22 protein-coding genes are annotated in these 21242 nt (G+C 62.9%); 7 read left to right on the top strand and 15 right to left on the bottom strand.

The genetic code is table 11. The features are described 5' to 3' along the window. Positions 1 to 144: 144 nt before the first annotated feature. Both AC2FMM_RS12170 and AC2FMM_RS12165 read left to right on the top strand, forming a co-directional pair. The gene (locus tag AC2FMM_RS12170; protein ID WP_496681783.1) at positions 145 to 618 is read left to right on the top strand and encodes a YHS domain-containing (seleno)protein; all 474 of its coding nucleotides are present in this window, start codon (positions 145 to 147) and stop codon (positions 616 to 618) included. 232 nt (positions 619 to 850) lie between these two features. Beyond that, positions 851 to 1384: an outer membrane protein gene (locus AC2FMM_RS12165; protein ID WP_496796691.1), complete on the top strand. Its 534-nt coding sequence runs from the start codon at positions 851 to 853 to the stop codon at positions 1382 to 1384. 47 nt (positions 1385 to 1431) lie between these two features. Here the strand turns inward: AC2FMM_RS12165 and AC2FMM_RS12160 are convergent, their stop codons facing one another. Continuing rightward, positions 1432 to 2415 carry a quinone oxidoreductase family protein gene (locus AC2FMM_RS12160; RefSeq protein ID WP_496681786.1) on the bottom strand — a complete coding sequence of 328 codons (984 nt, stop codon included), beginning with the start codon at positions 2413 to 2415 and terminating at the stop codon, positions 1432 to 1434. 192 nt (positions 2416 to 2607) lie between these two features. Between AC2FMM_RS12160 and AC2FMM_RS12155 the strand changes: the two genes are divergently transcribed. Then, positions 2608 to 3465: a DUF2189 domain-containing protein gene (locus AC2FMM_RS12155; protein ID WP_496741496.1), complete on the top strand. Its 858-nt coding sequence runs from the start codon at positions 2608 to 2610 to the stop codon at positions 3463 to 3465. 20 nt (positions 3466 to 3485) lie between these two features. Here AC2FMM_RS12155 and AC2FMM_RS12150 read toward each other — a convergent pair whose 3' ends face one another. Next, a complete protein-coding gene (locus AC2FMM_RS12150) occupies positions 3486 to 4472 on the bottom strand; it encodes an NAD(P)H-quinone oxidoreductase (RefSeq protein ID WP_496681791.1) in 987 nt (328 codons plus the stop codon). Between the two features lie 64 nt (positions 4473 to 4536). After that, positions 4537 to 5229 carry a COQ9 family protein gene (locus AC2FMM_RS12145; RefSeq protein WP_496796690.1) on the bottom strand — a complete coding sequence of 231 codons (693 nt, stop codon included), beginning with the start codon at positions 5227 to 5229 and terminating at the stop codon, positions 4537 to 4539. Between the two features lie 112 nt (positions 5230 to 5341). Here AC2FMM_RS12145 and rpsU point away from each other — a divergent pair, with 112 nt between their 5' ends. Together rpsU and AC2FMM_RS12135 are read left to right on the top strand one after the other, a co-directional pair. Next, the gene (gene rpsU, locus AC2FMM_RS12140) at positions 5342 to 5548 is read left to right on the top strand and encodes a 30S ribosomal protein S21 (RefSeq protein WP_007818122.1); all 207 of its coding nucleotides are present in this window, start codon (positions 5342 to 5344) and stop codon (positions 5546 to 5548) included. Between the two features lie 302 nt (positions 5549 to 5850). Beyond that, entirely contained in the window at positions 5851 to 7005 is a 1155-nt protein-coding gene (locus tag AC2FMM_RS12135) for a CAP domain-containing protein (RefSeq protein WP_496796689.1), read from the top strand. 36 nt (positions 7006 to 7041) lie between these two features. Here AC2FMM_RS12135 and ppk2 read toward each other — a convergent pair whose 3' ends face one another. Both ppk2 and AC2FMM_RS12125 read right to left on the bottom strand, forming a co-directional pair. Beyond that, a complete protein-coding gene (ppk2, locus tag AC2FMM_RS12130) occupies positions 7042 to 8004 on the bottom strand; it encodes a polyphosphate kinase 2 (RefSeq protein ID WP_496796688.1) in 963 nt (320 codons plus the stop codon). 133 nt (positions 8005 to 8137) lie between these two features. Next, a complete protein-coding gene (locus AC2FMM_RS12125) occupies positions 8138 to 8596 on the bottom strand; it encodes an Lrp/AsnC ligand binding domain-containing protein (RefSeq protein WP_490359842.1) in 459 nt (152 codons plus the stop codon). Between the two features lie 135 nt (positions 8597 to 8731). Between AC2FMM_RS12125 and ald the strand changes: the two genes are divergently transcribed. Next, positions 8732 to 9850: an alanine dehydrogenase gene (gene ald, locus AC2FMM_RS12120; protein WP_496712255.1), complete on the top strand. Its 1119-nt coding sequence runs from the start codon at positions 8732 to 8734 to the stop codon at positions 9848 to 9850. A 99-nt stretch (positions 9851 to 9949) separates the two neighbouring features. On the opposite strand, the gene AC2FMM_RS12115 is transcribed toward ald, so the two are convergent. The 4 genes from AC2FMM_RS12115 to AC2FMM_RS12100 form a co-directional block, all read right to left on the bottom strand. After that, positions 9950 to 10756 (bottom strand): mechanosensitive ion channel family protein, encoded by an 807-nt coding sequence (locus AC2FMM_RS12115; protein WP_496681805.1) that lies wholly within the window; start codon positions 10754 to 10756, stop codon positions 9950 to 9952. A gap of 57 nt (positions 10757 to 10813) precedes the next feature. Beyond that, positions 10814 to 11242, bottom strand: a complete 429-nt coding sequence (mscL, locus tag AC2FMM_RS12110; RefSeq protein ID WP_496796687.1) for a large conductance mechanosensitive channel protein MscL — start codon at positions 11240 to 11242, stop codon at positions 10814 to 10816. 261 nt (positions 11243 to 11503) lie between these two features. Further along, entirely contained in the window at positions 11504 to 11953 is a 450-nt protein-coding gene (locus tag AC2FMM_RS12105; RefSeq protein ID WP_005979113.1) for a YtoQ family protein, read from the bottom strand. Positions 11954 to 12042: 89 nt separating this feature from the next. Further along, a complete protein-coding gene (locus AC2FMM_RS12100; RefSeq protein ID WP_496796686.1) occupies positions 12043 to 12675 on the bottom strand; it encodes a class I SAM-dependent methyltransferase in 633 nt (210 codons plus the stop codon). An 84-nt stretch (positions 12676 to 12759) separates the two neighbouring features. Here AC2FMM_RS12100 and AC2FMM_RS12095 point away from each other — a divergent pair, with 84 nt between their 5' ends. Further along, on the top strand, positions 12760 to 13644 hold the full coding sequence (locus tag AC2FMM_RS12095) for a LysR family transcriptional regulator (RefSeq protein WP_496796685.1): 885 nt from the start codon (positions 12760 to 12762) through the stop codon (positions 13642 to 13644). A 46-nt stretch (positions 13645 to 13690) separates the two neighbouring features. Here the strand turns inward: AC2FMM_RS12095 and pheT are convergent, their stop codons facing one another. The 6 genes from pheT to AC2FMM_RS12065 form a co-directional block, all read right to left on the bottom strand. Then, positions 13691 to 16087, bottom strand: a complete 2397-nt coding sequence (gene pheT, locus AC2FMM_RS12090; RefSeq protein WP_496796684.1) for a phenylalanine--tRNA ligase subunit beta — start codon at positions 16085 to 16087, stop codon at positions 13691 to 13693. A gap of 257 nt (positions 16088 to 16344) precedes the next feature. After that, the gene (locus AC2FMM_RS12085; protein WP_496796683.1) at positions 16345 to 16800 is read right to left on the bottom strand and encodes a hypothetical protein; all 456 of its coding nucleotides are present in this window, start codon (positions 16798 to 16800) and stop codon (positions 16345 to 16347) included. Next, positions 16797 to 17870 carry a phenylalanine--tRNA ligase subunit alpha gene (pheS, locus tag AC2FMM_RS12080; RefSeq protein ID WP_149776263.1) on the bottom strand — a complete coding sequence of 358 codons (1074 nt, stop codon included), beginning with the start codon at positions 17868 to 17870 and terminating at the stop codon, positions 16797 to 16799. Before pheS ends, AC2FMM_RS12085 begins: the two co-directional genes overlap by 4 nt. Positions 17871 to 17943: 73 nt before the next feature. Beyond that, the gene (locus tag AC2FMM_RS12075) at positions 17944 to 19011 is read right to left on the bottom strand and encodes a Hint domain-containing protein (RefSeq protein ID WP_496796682.1); all 1068 of its coding nucleotides are present in this window, start codon (positions 19009 to 19011) and stop codon (positions 17944 to 17946) included. Positions 19012 to 19123: 112 nt separating this feature from the next. Next, on the bottom strand, positions 19124 to 20494 hold the full coding sequence (locus AC2FMM_RS12070; RefSeq protein WP_496796681.1) for a glutamate--cysteine ligase: 1371 nt from the start codon (positions 20492 to 20494) through the stop codon (positions 19124 to 19126). Positions 20495 to 20571: 77 nt separating this feature from the next. Further along, a complete protein-coding gene (locus AC2FMM_RS12065) occupies positions 20572 to 21099 on the bottom strand; it encodes a hypothetical protein (RefSeq protein ID WP_496712247.1) in 528 nt (175 codons plus the stop codon). Between the last annotated feature and the right edge of the window lie 143 nt (positions 21100 to 21242).

Raw genomic sequence — 21242 nt, 5'->3', positions numbered from 1 at the left:
CGTTTGATTGCTTTGAACGTGATCGGCGCCTTTCCCACCTGAGGTGTCGTGACACCCGATCTCCGGGCGCACGATACGCAATTTCGGAGCCGGAACACCCGCGCGTGGACATGCCGGGCTGGCCCGATCAGGAAAGGTGGAACCATGAACAAGATCAAATCCCTGTTGGGCGGCGTGGCGCTGTCGGTCGCAATAGCAAGCTCGGCCCTGGCGGCCGGGGTCGAAATCAACGCCTCGTCGACCGGTCTGGCCATGCAGGGCTATGACCCGGTGGCCTATTTCACCGAAGGCGAGGCGACCAAGGGCAGCTACAAGATCACGGCCCTGCACAACGACGCGCTGTACCGCTTCGCGACCGAGGAACACAAGGCAGCCTTCGAGGCCAACCCCGAGGCATATCTGCCGGCCTATGGCGGCTATTGCGCATTCGGGGCCGCGATGGGCTTCAAGTTCGACGGGGATCCGACCTATTGGAAGATCGTCGACAACAAGCTGTACCTGAACCTGTCGGAAGACATCCAGCAACGCTGGGAAGGCGACATTCCCGGCTTTATCGAAAAAGCCAGCGCAAACTGGGACACCATCGCCGACAAGGATCCGGCCGAACTGCAGCAATAATCCGCTGACACCCCGGCGGCAGTTCGCCTCTGCCGCCGGGCGTTGCTTGAAAGCCGTGTGCGCAGGTCCATTTATTTTCAATGAAGCCAGCACATTTCTTCCCCAAAAGGGCGCGTCATATGGCCCGAGCGTCAGACCAGATTGATCCACGGCCGGCGACCGGCCGTATACGATTTCACGGACCGCCGGCGACCTGTGGCCGCAGCACATCATTTGACTGAAAGGAACGAAGATGACGGGAAAATTGGCACTTCTTTCTACGGTTGCGACCTTGGCTGCCAGCACCGCGATGGCGCAATCCTCGGGCGATTGGACCGGTTTCTACGGCGGCGCGCAGATCGGCTATGCCGATATTGGCACCAGCCTGTCCGGGGTCGATGGCGACGGCGTGATCGGTGGTATCATCTTGGGCTACGACTATGATCTGGGCGATTGGGTCGTCGGCGGCGGATTCGACTATGACTGGTCGGATGTGGATCTGTCGGGGGCCGCGACGGTCGAGGATGTCTGGCGACTGAAAGCCCGTGCCGGCTATAAGGTTAACCCGCAGGGTCTGCTGTACGGCGTGGCCGGTTACGCCGAGGCCAGTACTGACACACTGGGCAGCGACGACGGCTGGTTCATCGGCGCAGGCTATGAACAGATCATCGTTCCGAACGTCTCGATCGCGGGCGAAATCCTGTACCACGAATTCGACAATTTCAATTCGACCGGCGTGGACGTGGACGCCACGACGTTCCAGATCCGCGCGGCCTACCGGTTCTGACCCCTCCCCCTAAATCGGAAGGCTCGGCCAGATGCGCCGGGCCTTTTTCATGGCAGCAGGATCGTGCTGCCGGTGGTCTTGCGCGCCTCGAGCGCGCGATGCGCCTCGGCCACTTCATCCAGCGCAAACCGCTGGTCGATGTGGATCTTGACCTCGGCGCCGGTGACCTTGTTGAACAACCGGCGGGCCATTGCCTGACAAACCGCGTGGTCGGCGATGTGGGTGAACAGCGTTGGGCGAGTGATCTTCAGAGATCCTTTCTTCGCCAGAATTCCGATGTCGAACAGCGGCACCGGGCCGGAGGCATTCCCGAACGAGATCATCATACCCAGCGGCTTGAGGCAGTTCAGCGACCCGTTGAACGTGTCGGCCCCGATCGAATCCATCACCACATCGACACCTTTGCCGCCGGTAATTTCGGCCACGCGGGATTCGAAATCTTCGGTGCGATAGTTGATGCAATGGGTCGCACCGTTGAACATCGCCAACCGGCACTTGTCGTCGGTGCCCGCGGTCCCGATCAGCTTGATGCCTTCGGACTTGGCCCACTGACAGGCGATCAGGCCCACGCCCCCGGCAGCGGCGTGGAACAGGACCGTGTCGCCCCGCTTGAGCGGCGTGGTGCGGTGGAACAGATATTCGACCGTCAACCCCTTGAGCATCATTGCCGCCGCCGTCTCGAATGAAATCCCGCCCGGCAGCGGGCAGACTTGGGCAGCCGGCATCACCCGCGCCTCGCAATAGGCGCCCGGCGGCATGGCGGCATAGGCCGCGCGCTGGCCGGGTTGCAGATGGGTTACCCCCTCGCCCACGGCCTCGATGACGCCGGCGCCCTCCATGCCCAGCGCATGCGGCAGGTCCAGCGGATACAGGCCCGAACGTTGGTAGACATCGATGAAATTCAACCCGCAGGCATGGTGCCGGATCAGAACCTCCCCCGGCCCGGGATCGCGCAGGGGCCTGTCCTCGATCTTCAGAACCTCGGGGCCGCCGGTTTCATGGATGACTACGTTACGCGCCGATTGCTGCATGCTCACCTCCTGAAAACTGCTGCCAAGCTAGCACGCCTGCGCGACAGAGCAATCACCCGATCTCGGAACAGTGAAGTGCATGTGCGACAGTTTGTGGTAGATTGAAGTTGGACGTTGCCGGGTCATCCGGCCACGGGCAACCCGATGCCGGATGCATTCCGCGGCGCGTATGGGCCAAGGAAAGGTATCAAGATGGCAAAAACGATCGGCAATCCAGTCAGTTGGGCCGCCCGCAATCTGGGTGCGACCACCGAGCATATCGCGGAAAACGTCACAGGTATCGGCAGCGCGGACACACGGCACCTGCCGCAGGTGCGCAGGCTGACCCTGCAGGACCTGCGAGCCTGCCTGAAGGCCGGGTACGAGGATTTCAAGGCGGGCCGCGCCGACGCGATCTTCATCGTCCTGATCTATCCGATCGCCGGGCTGGTGATGTTCGGGCTTGGCATGCAGGCCGACATGGTACCGCTGCTGGCCCCGCTGATCGCGGGCTTTGCCCTGATCGGACCGGTGGCGGCCCTTGGCCTGTACGAAATCAGCCGCCGACGCGAACAGGGGTACGAGGTGCATTGGCTGGACGCGTTCGGCGTGTTCCGCTCGCCGTCACTGGGCGCGATCCTGGCGCTGGGCTTCTACCTGGTGATGTTGCTGCTGGTGTGGCTGGCGACGGCGCATGCGATCTTCTTGCACACGATGGGGCCACAGGCGCCAACGGCGCTGAGCCAGTTCCTGATCCAGGCCGTCACCACCAGCGCGGGTTGGACCATGATCCTGGCCGGCACCCTGGTGGGCTTTGGCTTTGCGCTGGTTGCGCTGGCCATCAGCGTGGTCAGCTTTCCCCTGCTTCTGGACAGAAAGGTCGGCCTGCCGGTGGCCGTCGTCACCTCGGTCCGGGTACTGCGGCGCAACCCCAGGGTCATTTTGACCTGGGGATGCATCGTGGCCGCATTTCTGGTGCTTGGTGCGCTTCCGCTGATGCTGGGGCTGATCGTGGTGATCCCGGTTCTGGGTCACGCCACCTGGCACCTGTACCGCCGGGCCGTCGCCTGAAGCACGCGGGGCTGCCGCCCTCAGCCCGAAACCTTCAAAACGATCTTGCCGATATGGCCCGAGCTTTCCATCCGCGCATGCGCGGCCGCCGCCTCGGCCAAATCGAACTCGCTGTCCATGACCGGCGCAACCTTGCCCGCCTCCAGCAGCGGCCAGACCGCCTCGCGCAGGTCCTGCGCGATCCGGGCCTTGGCCAGGTCGCTTTGCGGACGTAGGGTGCTGCCGGTCAGGGTCAGACGCTTGACCATCATCAGGGCAAAGTTCAATTCGGCCACCGGCCCCTGCAGAAAGGCGATCTGGACCAGCCGCCCATCCTCGGCCAGCGCCTTGACGTTGCGGGGGATATAGTCGCCGCCCACCATGTCGAGGATCAGGTCGGCCCCGCCCTCGGCCCGTAGGGCGGCCACGAAATCCTCGGTCTTGTAGTTTATCGCCTTTTCCGCCCCCAGCGCCACGCAGGCCGCGCATTTCTCGTCAGACCCGGCGGTGGCAAAGACCCGGGCGCCGAACGCGTTGGCCAACTGGATCGCGGTGGTGCCGATACCGCTGGAGCCGCCATGCACCAGGAACCGCTCGCCCGCCCTGAGCCCGCCGCGGGTGAAGACGTTGGACCAAACGGTAAAGAAGGTTTCGGGCAAGCAGGCGGCCTCTTTCAAGCCCATGCCGGTGGGCACCGGCAGACAATGCGCAGCGGGCGTGGCGACATATTCGGCATAGCCGCCACCGGGCAGCAGCGCGCAGACCTTGTCGCCCAGGGCCAGACCCGAGACCCCCGCGCCGATGGCGACCACCTCGCCCGACGCTTCGAGCCCCGGAAGATCGCTGGCCCCCGGCGGCGGATCGTAGGCCCCGGCCCGCTGCAACGCATCAGGGCGGTTGACGCCGGCATAGGCCACTTTCAGAACCACCTGACCATGGCCGGGGTCGGGTATGGGGCGTTCGGTCAGTTGCAGAACATCCGGGCCGCCCGGCGAGGTGATCTCGACAGCGCGCATCATCTTGGTCATCGGCAAATCTCCTTTGCGCAACTGGTATCAGTCAAATCGGCAAAGGCCCAGCGGGAACAGCTGCTTACTTGCGCGGGTGCAGCATGCCCGGCAGGTCGGCGCGCATCCGGATCGGAGCCCGCACCTGGCCCGCCAGCCAGTTGGGAACGGCCAGAAACGGCTTGAGAAGCGGGTTCTTGTTCACCTGCGCCTTGAGCTTTTCGAACTGCATCACGTTTTCGATGCGACGGTCCAGAAATTCCCATGTGCGCTGATGGTCGGGGCTGTCATCGCCCAGCCAGAACAGCACGGTCGAGGAATATACCCCCGAAAGCGTCGCGCGTTTAGTGTACCAGTTCACGTCTTCGGACGTGTCGCCCAGCGCATCCCAGATCAGGTCACAGGTGCCCCAGACCGCCTTGGCGCCGTCACCGGCGTACATGGGCAGGGAAAACAGGGCCACGCCCCGGCGCACGGACTCTTTGTCGGGAACCGCCTGCAGGCGGAACCGAACCGCCGCCGCGATCCGGTCGCGAAATTTCAGATCGCTCAGATCCTCGGATTTCAGCCGTTCCAGCATCGCCGCATCGCCCCGGTCGTGAAAGGCCAAGGCCAGATCAACCGCACCGCGCGGACAGATCGCGCGCGCCAGCCCCTCGTCCAGGCCACAGTCGGCAATCGCCGCGCGAAAACTGGTGTCCGACCATCCGTCAAAGGGCACATGGGTCAGGATGGCGTCCAGCAACTGCTGCTTGGCGTCTTCATAGATCACGGTCATGGCGGCTCTCCAACTGTCTGGCATAGTACTAGACAAGTTAGGACCGCTTTGCTATACGGCCAATTCCTGCAATTTCCTTGCAACTCGAACTTAGAAAGGTGGTGACAACCACATGCAGGTTAGTGTTCGCGACAACAATGTCGATCAGGCGCTCCGTGCCCTGAAGAAAAAGCTGCAGCGCGAAGGCGTGTTCCGTGAAATGAAGCTGAGGCAGCATTTCGAGAAACCGTCCGAGAAAAAAGCGCGCGAGAAAGCTGAAGCGATCCGCCGTGCCCGAAAACTGGCACGCAAGAAAGCCCAGCGCGAAGGTCTGCTCTGAGCAAACCTCCTCCAGCTTTGGATGACACTATTGACGACCCCCGAGGCCTTGCCCGGGGGTTTGTCGTTTGCGATTGCCGAATCTGACCGCATTCCTTGTCATGCCCGGTGCAACAGCGGGGCAACGCGCATAGGCAGATTGCCGCACATTGCCGCGCATGTCTGAGTGGTGATCTGCCCAGCGGCGATTTCAGCAGGCTTTCTGCGTTCCATCGTCAAATTGTCGCCACTATGGTCCGGCCAGAATAGGCCCGAGTCACTGGAGACGGAACTTTGTCAGTCGCGAGCAACCTTGAACGGCAGATGCTGGACCTCATCAATGCCGAACGCAGCAGTCGAGGTCTTGCTCCTGTCCAACTCGAGCTGCGCCTGAATGACGCGGCCGAAGACCACAGCCGCTGGATGCTGCAGGTGGACCAGTTCAGCCACACCGGCGCCGGCGGGTCGGACCCGTGGGACAGGATGGCCAGCGCCGGGTTTTCGTTTTCGGGCAGTTGGCGCGCGACCGAAAATATTGCATGGCAAAGCGTGCGCGGAGCCCCCGGGCTGAGCGACGACGTGCAGGACCTGCATACCGCCTTGATGAACAGCCCCGGACATAGGGCGAATATTCTGGACCCCAATGTCACGGTTGTCGGAATCGGCATCGAACTGGGCAAGTACCTGCACAATGGCGTCAACTATGACGCGGTCATGGTGACGCAAAATTTTGCGCGCACTGCGGCGCCTGTCCAACTGGATACCGGTACCGCCCCAACACCGCCCGCCCCGACGGACCCACAGCGTCAGATCGTCGCCGCGGGGACGGTGGGCAGCGACGGCGACGACTGGCTGGTTCTGCAAGCCGGAGATTCCGGACGCATCGATGGCGGTGCCGGCGACGACATAGTAATCGGCCAATCCGGGCGCGATGTGCTGTTTGGGCGCAACGGGGCGGACACGCTGAACGGGCGTGGCGGCAACGACCTGATCGCGGGCGGATCCGGCGATGACCGGATCAACGGCGGCGACGGCAATGACGTGCTCAAAGGACACGGCGACAACGACCGGCTGGTCGGGGCGGCCGGCATCGATCGCTTGCTGGGTGGCGGCGGGAATGACCTTCTGCACGGCGGCGCGGGCAATGATCTGCTGCTCGGCGCGACCGGAGACGACCGGCTGGTCGGAAGCAGTGGCAATGACAGGCTGGTCGGCGGCGGAGGGGCTAACACCCTGGTCGGCGGTGGCGGAGCCGATCAGTTCGTCTTTTCCAGCGGCATCGACCGGGTCATCGATTTTGGCGCCGCCGATCTTGTCGATCTGCGCGGCAGCGACGCAATCGCCAACTATGCTGATCTGATGAACAACCACGCCGTTCAGTCAGGCAACGACGTGATGATCGACGATGGTCTGGGCCACCAGATGATATTGGAAGACATCCTTCTGGCCGACCTCGGACGCGGCGATTTCCTGTTTTGATCCCGTGAGAGGCGCGCCCCGGATCGGGGCGGTCCATCAATAGATCTTGGGCACGTACAACTCGTCGGGCAGCACACGGCGCTCGTATTCGGGGTTGTATTTGCGGTCGGGCAGCGTGACCTTTTCGTGCGGGACGTCCTCATAGGGGATCTTGGTCAGAATGTGCTCCATGCAGTTCAGGCGCTCGCGCTTCTTGTCGTTGCCTTCGACGATGTACCAGGGCGCCTCGGTGATGTTGGTACGGAACAGCATGTCCTCCTTGGCCTTGGTATAGTCCTCCCAGCGGATGCGCGATTCGAGGTCCATCGGCGACAGTTTCCATTGCTTCATCGGGTCGTGGATCCGCATCAGGAACCGCAGCTGCTGTTCCTCGTCGGTGATCGAGAACCAATATTTCAGCAGGATGATGCCGGACCGGACCAGCATCCGCTCGAATTCGGGAACGTCCTGAAAGAACTGTTCCACCTGGTCTTCGGTGGCAAAGCCCATCACACGCTCAACCCCGGCGCGGTTGTACCAGGACCGGTCGAACAGCACGATCTCGCCCGCGGCCGGCAGGTGCGGCACATAGCGCTGGAAATACCATTGGCTCTGTTCGCGCCGGCTGGGGGCCGGCAGCGCGACGACCCGTGCGACGCGGGGGTTCAGGCGCTGGGTGATTCGCTTGATCACACCCCCCTTGCCCGCCGCATCGCGGCCTTCGAACAGAATGCAGACCTTGGCGCCGGTATGCTGAACCCAGTCTTGTACCTTGATCAATTCGGCCTGAAGGCGCAGCAGGTTGCGGAAATAGACCCGGCGATCCAGCATGTCGGGGTGCTGCTCGCGGTAGATCTTGCGCACCTCCATCGACAGCATCGGCTCGCTGAACTCGATCTCGATATCCTCGTCCAGCGTGTCCTGAAGCTCGGCCTCCAGCCAGTCGGGGGTGTCGTCGTCGGCGTCGCGGCCGTTTTCATTCTGGTCGGCCAACGGGGTTTGTTGTTCTTCTTCGGCCATTGGGCTGCTCCTTGTCTTTCGTGGCTGCGGGTCTTAGCCATCCCGTGTAACCGGGACATGACGCGGCGACCGCTACCGCCGGACCCCGATCTTGGCCCGACCGCCCGGCGGATACAACCGCCGCCGGCCGCGCTCAGACCGGCAAAGCCGTGGTCTTGAACACCGTCCGCAACGCGAACGAACTTTGCATCTGCGCCACGCCCGGCAACCGAGACAGATACTGGCGGTGGATGCGCGCGAAATCCTCGGTGTTTTCGGCCACGACCTTCAGCACATAGTCGGCGGTTCCTGCCATCAGGTGGCACTCCAGCACGTCGGGGATGCGCCGCACCGCCTTCTCGAAAGCCTCCAGAACCTCTTCCGCCTGACCCTGCAGGGTGATTTCGACGAACACGGTCGTCGGAACGCCCAGCTTGCGCGCGTCCAGCAGGGCGACATAGTCGCGGATATAGCCGTCGGCCTCCAGCCGCTGCACCCGACGGTGACAGGCCGAGGGCGACAGGTTGACCTGTTCGGACAGTTCCGCATTCGACATCCGCCCCTTGCGCTGCAGAGCAGCCAGAATCTTTCGGTCGGTCGCATCCAGGCTCATTGGCGCACTTTCTTTGCAAGTTTGTCTAAGTCTATCGAATATTGTCCCGCATTTTAGTTCGAATGCGCATCGAGTTTCACAAAAATTGCGCCACAAACTGCACATAATTTGTGCAGTTTGTGAACGGAGAGCCCAATGAAAATCGGTTGCCCAAAAGAAATCAAACCGCAGGAGTTCCGCGTCGGCATGACCCCGAACGCCGCGCAGGAGGCCGTCGCGCGCGGGCATGAGGTCATCATCGAACGCGGCGCCGGCCTGGGGTCGGGGTTTGACGACGATGCCTATGTCGCCGCCGGTGCCCGCATCGTGGACACTGCCGCCGAGGTCTTCGCCACCGCCGAGATGATCGTCAAGGTCAAGGAACCCCAGGCGGTCGAACGCAAGATGCTGCGCGAAGGCCAGGTGCTGTTCACCTATCTGCACCTCGCCCCCGACCCCGAACAGACCAAGGATCTGCTGGCGTCGGGCTGCACCGCGATCGCCTATGAAACCGTGACCGATGCCAATGGCGGGCTGCCTCTCCTGGCGCCGATGTCCGAAGTCGCCGGACGCCTGGCCCCGCAGGTCGGCGCGTGGACGCTGCAAAAGGCTAATGGCGGGCGCGGCGTGTTGATGGGCGGCGTGCCCGGCGTGGGGCCGGCCAAGGTCGTGGTGATCGGCGGCGGGGTGGTCGGCACCCACGCGGCCCGCATCGCTGCCGGGATGGGCGCGGATGTCACGGTTCTGGACCGCTCGCTGCCGCGGCTGCGGTATCTGGACGATGTGTTCCGCGGCCAGTTCAAGAACCAGTACTCGACCGCCGGCGCCACGGCCGAGCTGATCCGCGATGCCGACATGGTGATCGGCGCGGTTCTGATTCCGGGCGCGGCCGCGCCGAAACTGATCAGCCGCGCTCAGCTGTCGACCATGAAGCCCGGCGCGGTTCTTGTGGACGTGGCCATCGACCAGGGCGGGTGTTTCGAAACATCGAAACCCACCACCCATGCCGACCCGATTTACGAGGTCGACGGCATCATGCACTACTGCGTGGCCAACATGCCGGGCGCGGTCGCCCGCACCTCGACCATCGCCCTTGGCAACGCAACCATGCCCTTCATGCTGGCGCTGGCCGACAAAGGCTGGCGGCAGGCCTGCCAAGACGACCCGCACCTGCTGGCCGGGCTGAACGTCCATGCCGGGCAGTTGACCTACTACGCCGTCGGCAAGGCGCTGGGGATCGACGTGGTTTCCCCGTCGGTTGTAATCAAGGGCTGATCCCGCCTCGGCCAGAAACAACGGCGCCGCGCGAAACGCGCGGCGCCACGCCCAACCGAAACAGGGCATTTCCAATGCCCGACTGACGGGCGGGAGCGCTCAGCCCTCTTTGTGGATCTCCACCGAATGCGGATAGGGGATCGAGATGCCCTTGGCATCGAACGCCTCCTTCACCGCCTTGGTCAGATCGAACTTGACGTCCCAATAGTCGGCGGCGGCACACCACAGGCGCGCGGTCAGATCGACCGAGCTGTCGCCCAGGTTGGTCACCCGCACCCAGGGCTCGGGGTCGGCATGAACGCGGCCATCCGCCTTTGCGACATCCAGAATGATCTTCATCGCCTCGTCGGCGCTGTCGCCATAGTCGATCCCGAACACCAGGTCGACGCGCCGCGTGTCATGGGCCGAGTAGTTGGTGATGATCGACCCCCAGGCCTGACCGTTCGGCACAATGATCTGCACGTTGTCCGGCGTCACCAGTTCGGTGGTGAACAGATTCAGGTCTTTCACCGTTCCCGCCGTCCCGCCGATATCGACAAACTGACCCAGCTTGTAAGGCCGGAACACGACCAGCATCACACCGGCGGCAAGATCGCTGAGCGTACCTTGCAGCGCAAGACCGATCGCCAGCGAGGCGGCGCCCAGAATGGCCACGATGCTGGTTGCCTGAATGCCGAAGATGCCAAGGACGGCGACCAGGACAATGGCCAAGATCACCCATTTGACCGTACTGGCGGCGAAATTCCCAAGGGTCGGGTCTATCTGCGGGGTCCGGTTGATACGATTTCGGACAACGCCCGAAATCGACCCCGCAGCGATCCACCCTAAAACAAGAACGATCAGCGCCTTGCCCGCGCTGATCACCAACGGCCACGCCTGGCCCGCCATATCCATTGCTTGATCCATCTGTCCCCTCCCGTCTGTTTCGGAACGGCAACCCCGAACGGGTTGCCGAAAGCGCACTTATGTTTTCAAAGCGTCGCGGATCTCCATGAGAATATCCAACTCGCTGGGTCCTGCCGGCGCCTCTTCCGCTGACTCTTCTTGTTTCGCAGCGGCATCCTTCACCCGGTTCACCATCTTGACCAGAAGGAAGACCACCCAGGCGATGATCAAAAAGTTGACGACCGCCATGATGAACGCCCCATAGGCAAAAATCGAAGCGCCGGTTTCCCTCGCAGCCTCGAGGCTGGCACCTTCCGGAACATCGCCGGCCAGAACGGCATAGTTGTTGGTAAAGTCGACGCCACCCGTGAACAGCCCGATGAGCGGGTTGATCAGATCGCCGACCAGCGAAGTGACGATTGCGGTAAAGGCTGCCCCGATGATGATACCGACAGCCATATCCATGACATTGCCCTTGGCAACAAATGATTTGAATTCCTCGAGCATTTCGTCCCCGTGCGTTTCAATTCGCGCATATACGCATCATTCGATATCTCTTTTCCACGAACCTTGTGCAGTATTTCATGGGAAACAGCACAAACTTTTCCCCAAAATGCATCTTTTGGGCATCGTTCATGCTTGGGGCGCACGGCCGAATTTCAGAACCAAAAAATCCTCCGGACCGAGATGCCGCCCGGCCTGCCGACTGTCGCCGCGGCCAGCCTGTAAATATACCGAACACGTGTCGGGCTGCAGCCTCTGTTCCGGTCAACCGGGCAGCTTTCCGGTCAGAACATATCGCAGGATCTCGACCACCTGGCGCGGCTCTTCGGCCACCGCCAACGCGGCAGCATCGACCTCTTTCAGCGCATGCTGATGTTCGGGGCCGTGCAGCACGATGATCGACTTGCCCAAGGCGGCAGCATAGCCCGCATCAAAAGCCGCGTTCCACTGTTTGTACTTGTCCCCGAACCGCACCACGACGACATCGGCATCGGCGATCCCCTTGCGGGTTCGGATCGCGTTGACCATCGCGCCTTTGTGGTCGTGCCAGTACTTGTTCGGCTCGGCCCCCAGAATGGCGACTCCGCAATCGTCGCTGGCCGCATGATCGGTCACTGGGCTGTTGAACGTGACGTCCAGCCCTTGCGCGCCTTCGATGATCTGTTCGCGCCAATCCGTGTGGATCTCGCCCGACAGGTAGACATTCAATCCCATTGCAGCCTCCTTATTTTGCTTCTGGCCCTGTTTACTGCCCAATCCCGCAAAGCCCAACGCGGAAGTTGCCTGCCGATGCGGCGCTGGCTTCACAGCTTGCGGGCCACCAGATAGCGCGAGGGCGGTTTCGCCGGGAAATTCCCGCTTTCGATGATCTCGAACCCGGCCTTTTCAATGGTCGTTTCCAGCGTCTTGATGTCGAACTGGCTGACGAATGGCGCCTTGCCCAAAAGCTGCATGACCGGCAGCAGCAGCTTCAGCAAGCCGAACTTGAACCCCAAACCACCTTGGGCAAGACACGGCGTTTTTGAAATGAACAGGCCGCCGGGTTTCAACACCTCATGAACCCCGGCCAGCGTCGCGTCGAGATCCCGGATCAGGTGTAGCAGATTGAACGCCATTACCACATCAAAGGTCCCATTCGGGGGGCGGTTCGCGTCTGCCTCGACAAAGACGACGTTTTCGATCTGCTCCTCTTGGGCCAGCCTCTGCCCCACGGCCAACATGCCTGGAGAGACATCGCTCGCCGTGATCGTAGCCGCATGGCGGGACAGCCGGAGCGCGGTGCGCCCCGTTCCGCAGCCCAGTTCCAGCACCTGATCGGTCGGCTTCAAATAGGACACCGTGCGTTGCAACGTGTGCTCGTAGGACTCCATGTCCCGGATCGGGGATTTCGCGTATTTCTCGGCGATACCATCCCAGAATTTGGCTGTGGCGGTCATGTCGGCTCTCCTTTGAGCGCAAGGTAGTGATACGCGTTTCAAAGGTGAATTGCCGAAATTCGCAGAATCTTTATACATTCATGCATGGATGATCCGCGCAAATTCGACTGGAACCATATCCGCGCCTTTCTGGCCACGGCCGAGACCGGCTCGCTTTCGGCGGCGGCACGACGATTGGACCAGACACAACCGACCCTCAGCCGCCAGATCGCCGCGCTTGAATCCGACCTGGGCGTGATGCTGTTCGAACGGGTCGGCCGGTCACTTCAGATCACCACCGCCGGGATCGAGCTGTTGGAGCACACACGGACCATGGGCGCAGCTGCAGATCGCATTGCGCTGGCGGCGTCCGGTCAGGCGCAGTCGATCGAGGGGCGGGTGCGGATCACCGCAAGCGACGTGATGTCGGCCTATATCTTGCCGGATCTGCTGCGCAAGATCCGCGCGCAGGCTCCGAAACTGCGGATCGACGTGATCGCCGCGAACGACATTCGCGATCTGATGCGGCGCGAGGCGGATATCGCCATCCGCCATGTCCGCCCCGACCAGCCAGACCTGATCGCAAAACTGGTACAAGAGGCTGACGGGCATTTCTATGCCGCCTCCGCCTACCTGAACTGCGCTGGACGTCCCAAATCACTGTCAGACTTGTCCCGGCACGAGTTCATCAGTTTCGGCGACACAGCCCAGATGATCGCCTATTTCGAACCGATCGGCCTGCACCTCACGGAAGAAAACTTCCGGCTGGGGTCGCAGAACGGCATCGTCGCGTGGGAGTTTGCCCGGCAGGGCTTTGGCATCGCGCCCATGTCCGAGCCGGTGGGCAATGCCACGCCGGGTATGGAGCGTGTGCTTCCCGACATGGAGCCGCTGCGGTTCCCGATCTGGCTGACCACCCATCGCGAACTGCATACCAGCCGCCGCATCCGGCTGGTCTTTGACCTGCTGGCGGAGTTCTTCGCAAAATGAAACACGCGCGCCCGTGGCGCGCGTGTCACTTCGGGTTCACGCCACCTCAGCCGCGCAGAACGCCGCCGGTGGCCTTGGTGACCTTGGCGATGATCTTTTCCGCCACCGTCTCGATGTCTTTTTCCTTCAGAGTCTTTTCCGTCGGCTGCAGACGAACGGTGATGGCCAGAGATTTCTTGCCCTCACCCAAGCTGCCGCCGATGAACTCATCGAACACGCGCACCTCTTCTATCAGCGCCTTGTCGGCTCCGGCAGCGGCATTCACAAGCGTCAGCGCCTCGACATCGGCATCGACGACAAAGGCAAAGTCACGCTCGACCGCCTGCAGGTCGCGCAGTTCCAGCGCCGAGCGGGTGGTGCCGGATTTGCGCGGCAGCGGCACCTCGTCCGGCCAGATGGTGAAGGCCACGGCCGGACCCTTGATATCCAACTGCTGCAGCACGCGTGGATGAAGTTCCCCGAACACGCCCAGCACCTTTTTGGGGCCCAGGCAGATCTTGCCGTGACGGCCCGGATGCCACCAGGCATCGCCATCGCGCAGGATCTGCACCTTGGCCGGGGCACCGATGGCGGCCAGCACAGCCTCGGCATCGGCCTTGGCGTCGAACACGTCGACCGCGCGGGTGGTGCCATGCACATCCTTGGGTCCGGTCCGTCCGACCAGAAGGCCCGCGATCTGGGTGCGTTCCTCGCCGGGTTCACCGCCGAAAAAGACGGGGCCGACCTCGAACAAGGCCAAATCGGCAAAGCCGCGCGCCTGGTTGCGGGCCGCAGCCTGCAGCAGGCCGGGCAGCAGGTCCGGGCGCATGTGGCTCATTTCGGACGAGATCGGGTTTTCCAGCATTGTCGCGTCATCGCCGCCGCCGAACAGCGCGGCCGAGGCCCTATCGATGAAGGTATAGCTGACGCATTCATTGTACCCCAGCGCCGCGCAGGTGCGCCGCGCCATCGACTGACGCCGCTGGGCCGGAGTCATGACCGGCTTGGGAATACCGTCCGTGACGCGCGGCAGCGGCTTGCCCTGCAGCTTGGTCAGCGAAGCGATGCGGGCAACCTCCTCGACCAGATCGGCCTCGCCCTGGATGTCGGGGCGCCAACTGGGCACATGGGCCATGTCGCCTTCCAGACGGAAACCCAGCCGGGTCAGGGTCTGGCGCTGCTCGCTTTCGGGGATGTCCATGCCCACCAGCGACTGCACCCGCGCAGCATCCAGCCGATAGGCGCGCGAATGGTCCGGCGCCTTGCCGGCCTCGACGACCTTCGAAACCTCGCCGCCGCAGATGTCCAGGATCATCTGGGTCGCGTGCTCCAACCCTTCCAGCGTGTATGCCGGATCGACCCCGCGTTCGAACCGGTACCGCGCGTCCGAGTTGATCTTGAGCGCGCGCCCCGCCAGCGCGATCTGGACATGATCCCAGAAGGCGCTTTCCAAAAACACGTTCACCGTGTCTTCGGTACAGCCGGTCTCTTGCCCGCCCATGATGCCGGCGATGGATTCCGGGCCGTTGTCGTCGGAAATCACCATCATGCCGGGCTGCAGCGTGTATTCCTTTTCATCCAGCGCCACCAGTTTCTCACCGCCCTTGGCGCGGTACACCCGCAGGTTGCCTTTGACCTTGTCGGCGTCAAAGACGTGCAGCGGGCGGTTGCTGTCGAAGGTCATGTAGTTGGTGATATCCACCAAGGCCGAAATCGGACGCAGGCCGATCGCCTTCAGCTGATCCTGCAGCCATTGCGGGCTGGGGCCGTTCTTGACGCCGCGGATCAGGCGACCGGTGAAATGCGGGCAGCCATCCAGCGTGTCGTCATCGATCGTCACCTTGATCGGGCTTTCGAAATCCCCCGGCACCGGGGCATAGTCGCGCTGCTTCAACTTGCCCAGACCCCGCGCCGCCAGATCGCGCGCGATGCCCGCAACGCCCAGCGCATCGGGGCGGTTGGGGGTGATGGCGATCTCGATCACCGGGTCGATCTTGGCCGGGTCGTTCTCGGCCAGCCAGTCCACGAAACGCTGACCCACCTCGCCCGAGGGCAGCTCGATGATGCCGTCATGTTCGTCCGACAGTTCCAGCTCGCGCTCGGACGCCATCATGCCAAAGCTTTCGACGCCGCGGATCTTGCCGACGCTGATGGTGGTGTCGAGGCCGGGGATGTAGGTGCCCGGCTTGCAGACCACGACGGTGATACCCTCGCGCGCGTTGGGGGCGCCGCAGATGATCTGCAACTCGCCCTCGTCGGTGTCCACCTTGCAGACGCGCAGCTTGTCGGCGTCGGGGTGTTTCTCGGCATGTTTCACATAGCCCAGGGTAAAATCCTTGAGCGTGTCGGCCGGGTTGATGACCTCTTCGACCTCGAGCCCGAGATCGGTCAGCGCCTCGGCGATTTCGTCAACCGAGGCGTCGGTGTCCAGGTGGTCTTTCAGCCAGGAGAGGGTGAATTTCATTGCACGCGGCCTTTTTTGGCAAACATCCAGTCGGCACAGGCAATGGCAAAGAATGGGCCAAGGTGCAAGCCTTGGGCGGGGTGGATGGGCCAACCTGTGCGCTTTGCGCCAAGCCGCGCCATCGTCAGACCGCGGGGTGGCGATCCTCGGGCTGTGGTGGGCAGTTCATGCCGGCCAGGTCCGTGTGACGTTCAAACGGTGTGCCTGCGGAGACAAATCGCCAGCCCGTGCGGGCGGTCTGGCGATGGCGCGGCGGCCTATCGGCCCTGATTCCGCGCTACCCGCCAATGCTCCTTAACGCAGTCTTGGCGCATCGCATCCGCGATTCCATCTATTTTTTTTCTTATGTCCAGTGTTCTCTCGCCGAACTCGGGCGCATCTTCATCTAATTGTGAATACTTGGCAATTGCTAAGAGTAACGGCTTCGCTTGTTCCACAACTTCTTTCGATCCGTAGATTTTCAGGGAAAGAAACGCTTGGCGATACCTTACAGTCTGAGCGTCTACTTTGGCCTCGTCACTTTCGTTGCACATTGCCAGTAGTAGACTTTCTGCCTCCGCTAGGAATTTCGTGTAAACAATTCGGCACTCCGAAAGCACTTGTTCTTTTCGGTCGACTTTCTTTTGGTGTCCGTAAGCAAGCAAACCCAAACCAGCAGCCACAAAAGGGGCTGCAACCTGTAGCCAATCAATTAGAGTAGGCCCGTCGATCACCGCGACAAACCACCATGCAGGTTCGGCATATCCAGCGCCGCAAACCCATAGTGGCGCAGCCAGCGCAGGTCGGAATCAAAGAACGCCCGCAGATCCGGGATGCCGTATTTCAGCATCGCCAGACGGTCGATGCCGATGCCAAAGGCAAAGCCCTGATAGACCTCGGGGTCGATCCCGCCGGCGGCGATCACCTTGGGGTGGACCATGCCGCTGCCCAGAATCTCCATCCAGTCGTCGCCCTCGCCGATCTTCAGCTGGCCGCCTTCCCAGGAACAGCGGATATCGACCTCGGCCGAGGGTTCGGTGAACGGGAAGTGCGAGGCGCGGAAGCGCAGTTCGACGTCGTCAACCTCGAAGAACGCCTTGACGAATTCTTCCAGAACCCATTTCAGGTTCGCCATCGAGATATCCTTGTCGATGGCCAGCCCTTCGACCTGGTGGAACATCGGCGTGTGGGTCTGGTCATAGTCGGCGCGATAGACGCCGCCCGGGCAGATCACGCGGATCGGAGCGCCCTGCTTCTCCATCGAGCGGATTTGCACCGGCGAGGTATGGGTGCGCAGCACATGCGGCGGGCGATTGTCGCCCGGCGCGCGGTGCATGTAGAACGTGTCCATCTCGGCCCGCGCCGGGTGATGGCCGGGGATGTTCAGCGCGTCGAAATTGTACCAGTCGGTCTCGATCCGGGGGCCTTCGGCGACGGAAAAGCCCAGCTCGGCAAAGATCGCGGTCAGTTCCTCGGTGGCCTGGCTGACCGGGTGGATCGAGCCCTGGCGGCGCGGGCGCGCGGGCAACGTCACGTCCAGCCACTCGGTCCGCAGACGTTCATCCAGCGCGGCATCGGCCAATGCGGCCTTCTTGGCGGCCAGCGCCGCGTTGATCTCGTCCTTCAGCGCGTTCAGCGCGGGGCCGGCGACCTGGCGTTCCTCGGGCGTCATCTTGCCCAGTTCGCGCATCTTCAGCGCCACTTCGCCCTTTTTGCCCACCGCGGCCACGCGGATCGCTTCCAGCGTGCTTTCGTCGCCTGCGTCAGCGATCTGACCCAGGTATTTTGCCTTAAGATCGTCCATGACGGTCCCCTGAATTCTGTTGCTGTCCTGCTATCACAGCAGCGCGCGAAAGCAAGAGGGCCGGGCCGCGCGATCAGGTCGCGCGCAGAACCGCTGCCTGTCGATCACACCGGACCGGGCGGATCGTGGGGCCATAGCCCTGCGGATGGGTCCGAAGTTCGGGGAACAGCGCAAACAGTTCGCGTGCGGCCTCCTGTTCCAGCCCCGAGAGCGCCTCCTGCCCCGGAAAGAAGCTCTCGGACACAAGACCCGAAGTGGTGACCAGCTGGTGCCGGTCGAAGAACAGGTGGACATAGCGGACGATGTCGCAGGGCTGCACGGTGACTGTATCGCCGTTGACCAGCGACTTGGCCGGAACCAGAACCTCATCCTCGCCGAACAGAAGTTGGGCTTGCCAGCCGCCGAAAAGAATGCGGTGCTGGGGCGAGACCAGAATGTCTGTCGTGGCGCCCAGAACACCCGCGCGGATGCGCACCGGCGCGAACCGGCCGACACCGCGCACCGTGCGGCCACCGATCCAACGCACCCGGCAGGGGCCGTCATCGACGGTCAGGACCGTGTCGCCGGGCTGCAGCGTCTCGATCCGGCGGGGCCGCTCGGGGGTATCCACCAAGGTTCCTGCCGTGAAACAGGCGGCCCCGGTATCCCCGGGCGATAAGGGGCCATATGTCAGCGTGTCAGGATCGGGCTGGTTGAACTGCAGGGTCGTCGTGGTCTGGTTCGGCCCGACCAGCACCGGCAGGTTGACCGAGGTTTCCCCGGCCGCCAGCCCATCGACCGCGACGATGTTCTGCGTGCCGCCACCGATGTCGTAGAAATCGATCACCTCACCCGTGGCGGTGTTGGTCAGCGCATAGGCTTCGTAATTGTTGGGGCCGCCGCCATTCGGGTCGGTCAAGAGGATCGGGAAATCATCGGCCGAGATGACATAGACGATCTCGTTGTTGTCCGGGTCCACGGTGACTTGAATGGCCGGATCGTCCAGCGGAATTTCGATCCCGACCTGCCCGTTGGCCTGATAGAAGGACACGGTGAAATCCGCCGGGTCTTCGTTCGGGCGAAGTGACACCTCCAGGAACTCGGACACGCCCGAACTCGCGGCATAGGCATTGGAATAGTGCAGCTCACTGATACGCGCCATGTCAGTACCACGCTCGGAAAACCTGACCCGAATATATCGCGCAAACGCCGCCGCCGAACAAGGCGCGATGCGGGAAAGTGGCTAACAGGCCCCTAATTGCAACAGGTCGCGGTCAGTAGCTGTATTCGGGGTAGATCCGCGTCAGATCGCCCTGCCAGTCGCCGTGGTAATGCTCGAGCAGTTCGTCGGCCGGTACTTTGCCGGACTGGATGCTTTCCTTCAGCGCGTTCAGGAAATGCGTCTCGTCCGGGACAAGCCCACCCGCACCCGGCCGCGCCCGCGCCTTCAGGCCGGACTCGGCAATGGCCAACACCTCGCGCGCCAGATCGTGCATGTTGATGCCGCCGACCTGCGCCTGCAGCCCGTCCCGGGCCGCGGCCACGCGCAGCCCCTCGCGGGTTTCGGCGTCCCAGCCCTTGACCAGATCCCATGCGGCATCCAGCGCGGACTGGTCATAGGTCAGCCCCACCCAGAAGGCGGGCAGCGCGCACAGGCGGCGCCACGGGCCGCCGTCAGCCCCGCGCATTTCCATGAATTTCTTGATCCGCGCCTCGGGGAAGGCGGTGGTCAGGTGGTCGGCCCAATCCGAAAGCGTCGGCGTCTCGCCCGGCAGCGCGGGCAGCTTGCCCTGCAGGAAATCGCGGAACGACATGCCCAGCGCGTCTATATACTTGCCGTCGCGATAGACGAAATACATCGGCACATCCAAGGCATATTCTACGTAGCGCTCGAACCCGAAGCCGTCCTCGAACACGAAAGGCAACATGCCGGTGCGCGCGTCATCCAAATGCCGCCAGATGTAACTGCGCCAGCTTTTGTGGCCATTGGGCTTGCCCTCGAAGAAGGGCGAGTTGGCAAACAGCGCGGTCGCCACCGGCTGCAGGGCCAGCGCCACGCGCAGCTTCTGCACCATGTCCGCCTCGGAGCCGAAATCGATGTTGACCTGAACCGTGCAGGTCCGGCGCATCATGGCGCGGCCCATGTCGCCGACCTTTTCCATATAGTCGTTCATCAGGACATACCGGCCCTTGGGCATCAGCGGCATGTCCTCGTGCTTCCAGATCGGTGCGGCGCCCAGCCCGATGAAGCCCACGCCGATCTTGTCGGCGATGTCCTTCACGTCGCGCAGATGCGCGTTCACCTCGTCGCAGGTCTCGTGGATGGTCTCAAGTGGCGCGCCCGACAGTTCCAGCTGCCCGCCCGGTTCCAGCGAGACATTGGCCCCGTCCTTTTCCAGCCCGATCAGCTTGCCCGCCTCTTCCACCGGGGCCCAGCCATGCCCATCGCGCAGCCCCTGCAGCACTGCCAGGATCGAACGTTCGCCCTCATAGGGCAGCGGCTTCAGCGTGTCCTTACAATAGCCGAATTTCTCGTGCTCGGTCCCGATCCGCCATTCGCTTTTGGGTTTGCAGCCATCGGCCAGGTATTCGGCCAGTTGTTCGTGGCGTTCGATCGGCCCGCCGCCGGACTGAGGGATGGACATGAACCGTGCTCCGATCCTGATGTGTCGAGTCGTGGGGGTCAGTGGTGGTCGCAATCTCCCCCGGTGTCAATGCATCCTCAGTTCAATCGGATGTGTGCCGGACGCGAGGGGTGGCGTTCCCAGATCACCACCGGATGCGACGCCCCGGCCCTAAGTTCCGACAGCATCCGCTCGGTCCGCAGCCCCGGCAGGGCCGAGAACACGTCGAACAGCGCCTCGGCCCCCTCGGCATTCACGGGAATGTGAAGCGGCGGCTGGCCGGGCTGCTGCAGCACCCAATGCGCGGGGCTGGCGGTGGGGTCCAGCGTCAGGCTCTCGATTTCGCGGGTGGCGACGATGCCGCCGTCCAACGGCCCCAGATAGGCAATCTGCCCTTCATCCACAGACACCAGGCCCGGCCCGCCCGCGCCCAGCCGGAACCGCGCGCGCTGTATGCCGATCACGGCCAGCGCGACCGAGACCACCACAAGCACCCAGCCCAACCAGCCCAGCAACCCGCCCGGACCGCCGATCCAGCTGAGGCCAAGGATCAGAACGAACCCGGCGGCCAGCACCTCGCGCCAGCGCCACAGGGCCAGTTTGGCTTCGGGTCGGATGAAACTCATGACGCGGCCTCCATCTGATCGCTGAACAGGACCAGTGAAAAGGTCCCGGCAGGGGCAAACCCAATCGCAACATAAGCACGCGCGGCGGCTTTTGAAGCCAAAAACAACACGGCCCTTCGGACGTCAGCGGGTTCGCGTAGCCG

The sequence above is a fragment of the Ruegeria sp. BHSC043 genome (genome assembly GCF_059612985.1).
This window is presented reverse-complemented; position numbering and strand designations above follow the sequence as displayed.

What these genes read in the sequence shown, in the direction of transcription:
- AC2FMM_RS12170 (WP_496681783.1), top strand. Translation starts at nt 145, where the DNA reads ATGAACAAGATCAAATCCCTGTTGGGCGGCGTGGCGCTGTCGGTCGCA.
- AC2FMM_RS12165 (WP_496796691.1), top strand. Translation starts at nt 851, where the DNA reads ATGACGGGAAAATTGGCACTTCTTTCTACGGTTGCGACCTTGGCTGCC.
- AC2FMM_RS12160 (WP_496681786.1), bottom strand. Translation starts at nt 2,415, where the DNA reads ATGCAGCAATCGGCGCGTAACGTAGTCATCCATGAAACCGGCGGCCCC.
- AC2FMM_RS12155 (WP_496741496.1), top strand. Translation starts at nt 2,608, where the DNA reads ATGGCAAAAACGATCGGCAATCCAGTCAGTTGGGCCGCCCGCAATCTG.
- AC2FMM_RS12150 (WP_496681791.1), bottom strand. Translation starts at nt 4,472, where the DNA reads ATGACCAAGATGATGCGCGCTGTCGAGATCACCTCGCCGGGCGGCCCG.
- AC2FMM_RS12145 (WP_496796690.1), bottom strand. Translation starts at nt 5,229, where the DNA reads ATGACCGTGATCTATGAAGACGCCAAGCAGCAGTTGCTGGACGCCATC.
- rpsU (WP_007818122.1), top strand. Translation starts at nt 5,342, where the DNA reads ATGCAGGTTAGTGTTCGCGACAACAATGTCGATCAGGCGCTCCGTGCC.
- AC2FMM_RS12135 (WP_496796689.1), top strand. Translation starts at nt 5,851, where the DNA reads ATGCTGGACCTCATCAATGCCGAACGCAGCAGTCGAGGTCTTGCTCCT.
- ppk2 (WP_496796688.1), bottom strand. Translation starts at nt 8,004, where the DNA reads ATGGCCGAAGAAGAACAACAAACCCCGTTGGCCGACCAGAATGAAAAC.
- AC2FMM_RS12125 (WP_490359842.1), bottom strand. Translation starts at nt 8,596, where the DNA reads ATGAGCCTGGATGCGACCGACCGAAAGATTCTGGCTGCTCTGCAGCGC.
- ald (WP_496712255.1), top strand. Translation starts at nt 8,732, where the DNA reads ATGAAAATCGGTTGCCCAAAAGAAATCAAACCGCAGGAGTTCCGCGTC.
- AC2FMM_RS12115 (WP_496681805.1), bottom strand. Translation starts at nt 10,756, where the DNA reads ATGGATCAAGCAATGGATATGGCGGGCCAGGCGTGGCCGTTGGTGATC.
- mscL (WP_496796687.1), bottom strand. Translation starts at nt 11,242, where the DNA reads ATGCTCGAGGAATTCAAATCATTTGTTGCCAAGGGCAATGTCATGGAT.
- AC2FMM_RS12105 (WP_005979113.1), bottom strand. Translation starts at nt 11,953, where the DNA reads ATGGGATTGAATGTCTACCTGTCGGGCGAGATCCACACGGATTGGCGC.
- AC2FMM_RS12100 (WP_496796686.1), bottom strand. Translation starts at nt 12,675, where the DNA reads ATGACCGCCACAGCCAAATTCTGGGATGGTATCGCCGAGAAATACGCG.
- AC2FMM_RS12095 (WP_496796685.1), top strand. Translation starts at nt 12,760, where the DNA reads ATGGATGATCCGCGCAAATTCGACTGGAACCATATCCGCGCCTTTCTG.
- pheT (WP_496796684.1), bottom strand. Translation starts at nt 16,087, where the DNA reads ATGAAATTCACCCTCTCCTGGCTGAAAGACCACCTGGACACCGACGCC.
- pheS (WP_149776263.1), bottom strand. Translation starts at nt 17,870, where the DNA reads ATGGACGATCTTAAGGCAAAATACCTGGGTCAGATCGCTGACGCAGGC.
- AC2FMM_RS12075 (WP_496796682.1), bottom strand. Translation starts at nt 19,011, where the DNA reads ATGGCGCGTATCAGTGAGCTGCACTATTCCAATGCCTATGCCGCGAGT.
- AC2FMM_RS12070 (WP_496796681.1), bottom strand. Translation starts at nt 20,494, where the DNA reads ATGTCCATCCCTCAGTCCGGCGGCGGGCCGATCGAACGCCACGAACAA.
- AC2FMM_RS12065 (WP_496712247.1), bottom strand. Translation starts at nt 21,099, where the DNA reads ATGAGTTTCATCCGACCCGAAGCCAAACTGGCCCTGTGGCGCTGGCGC.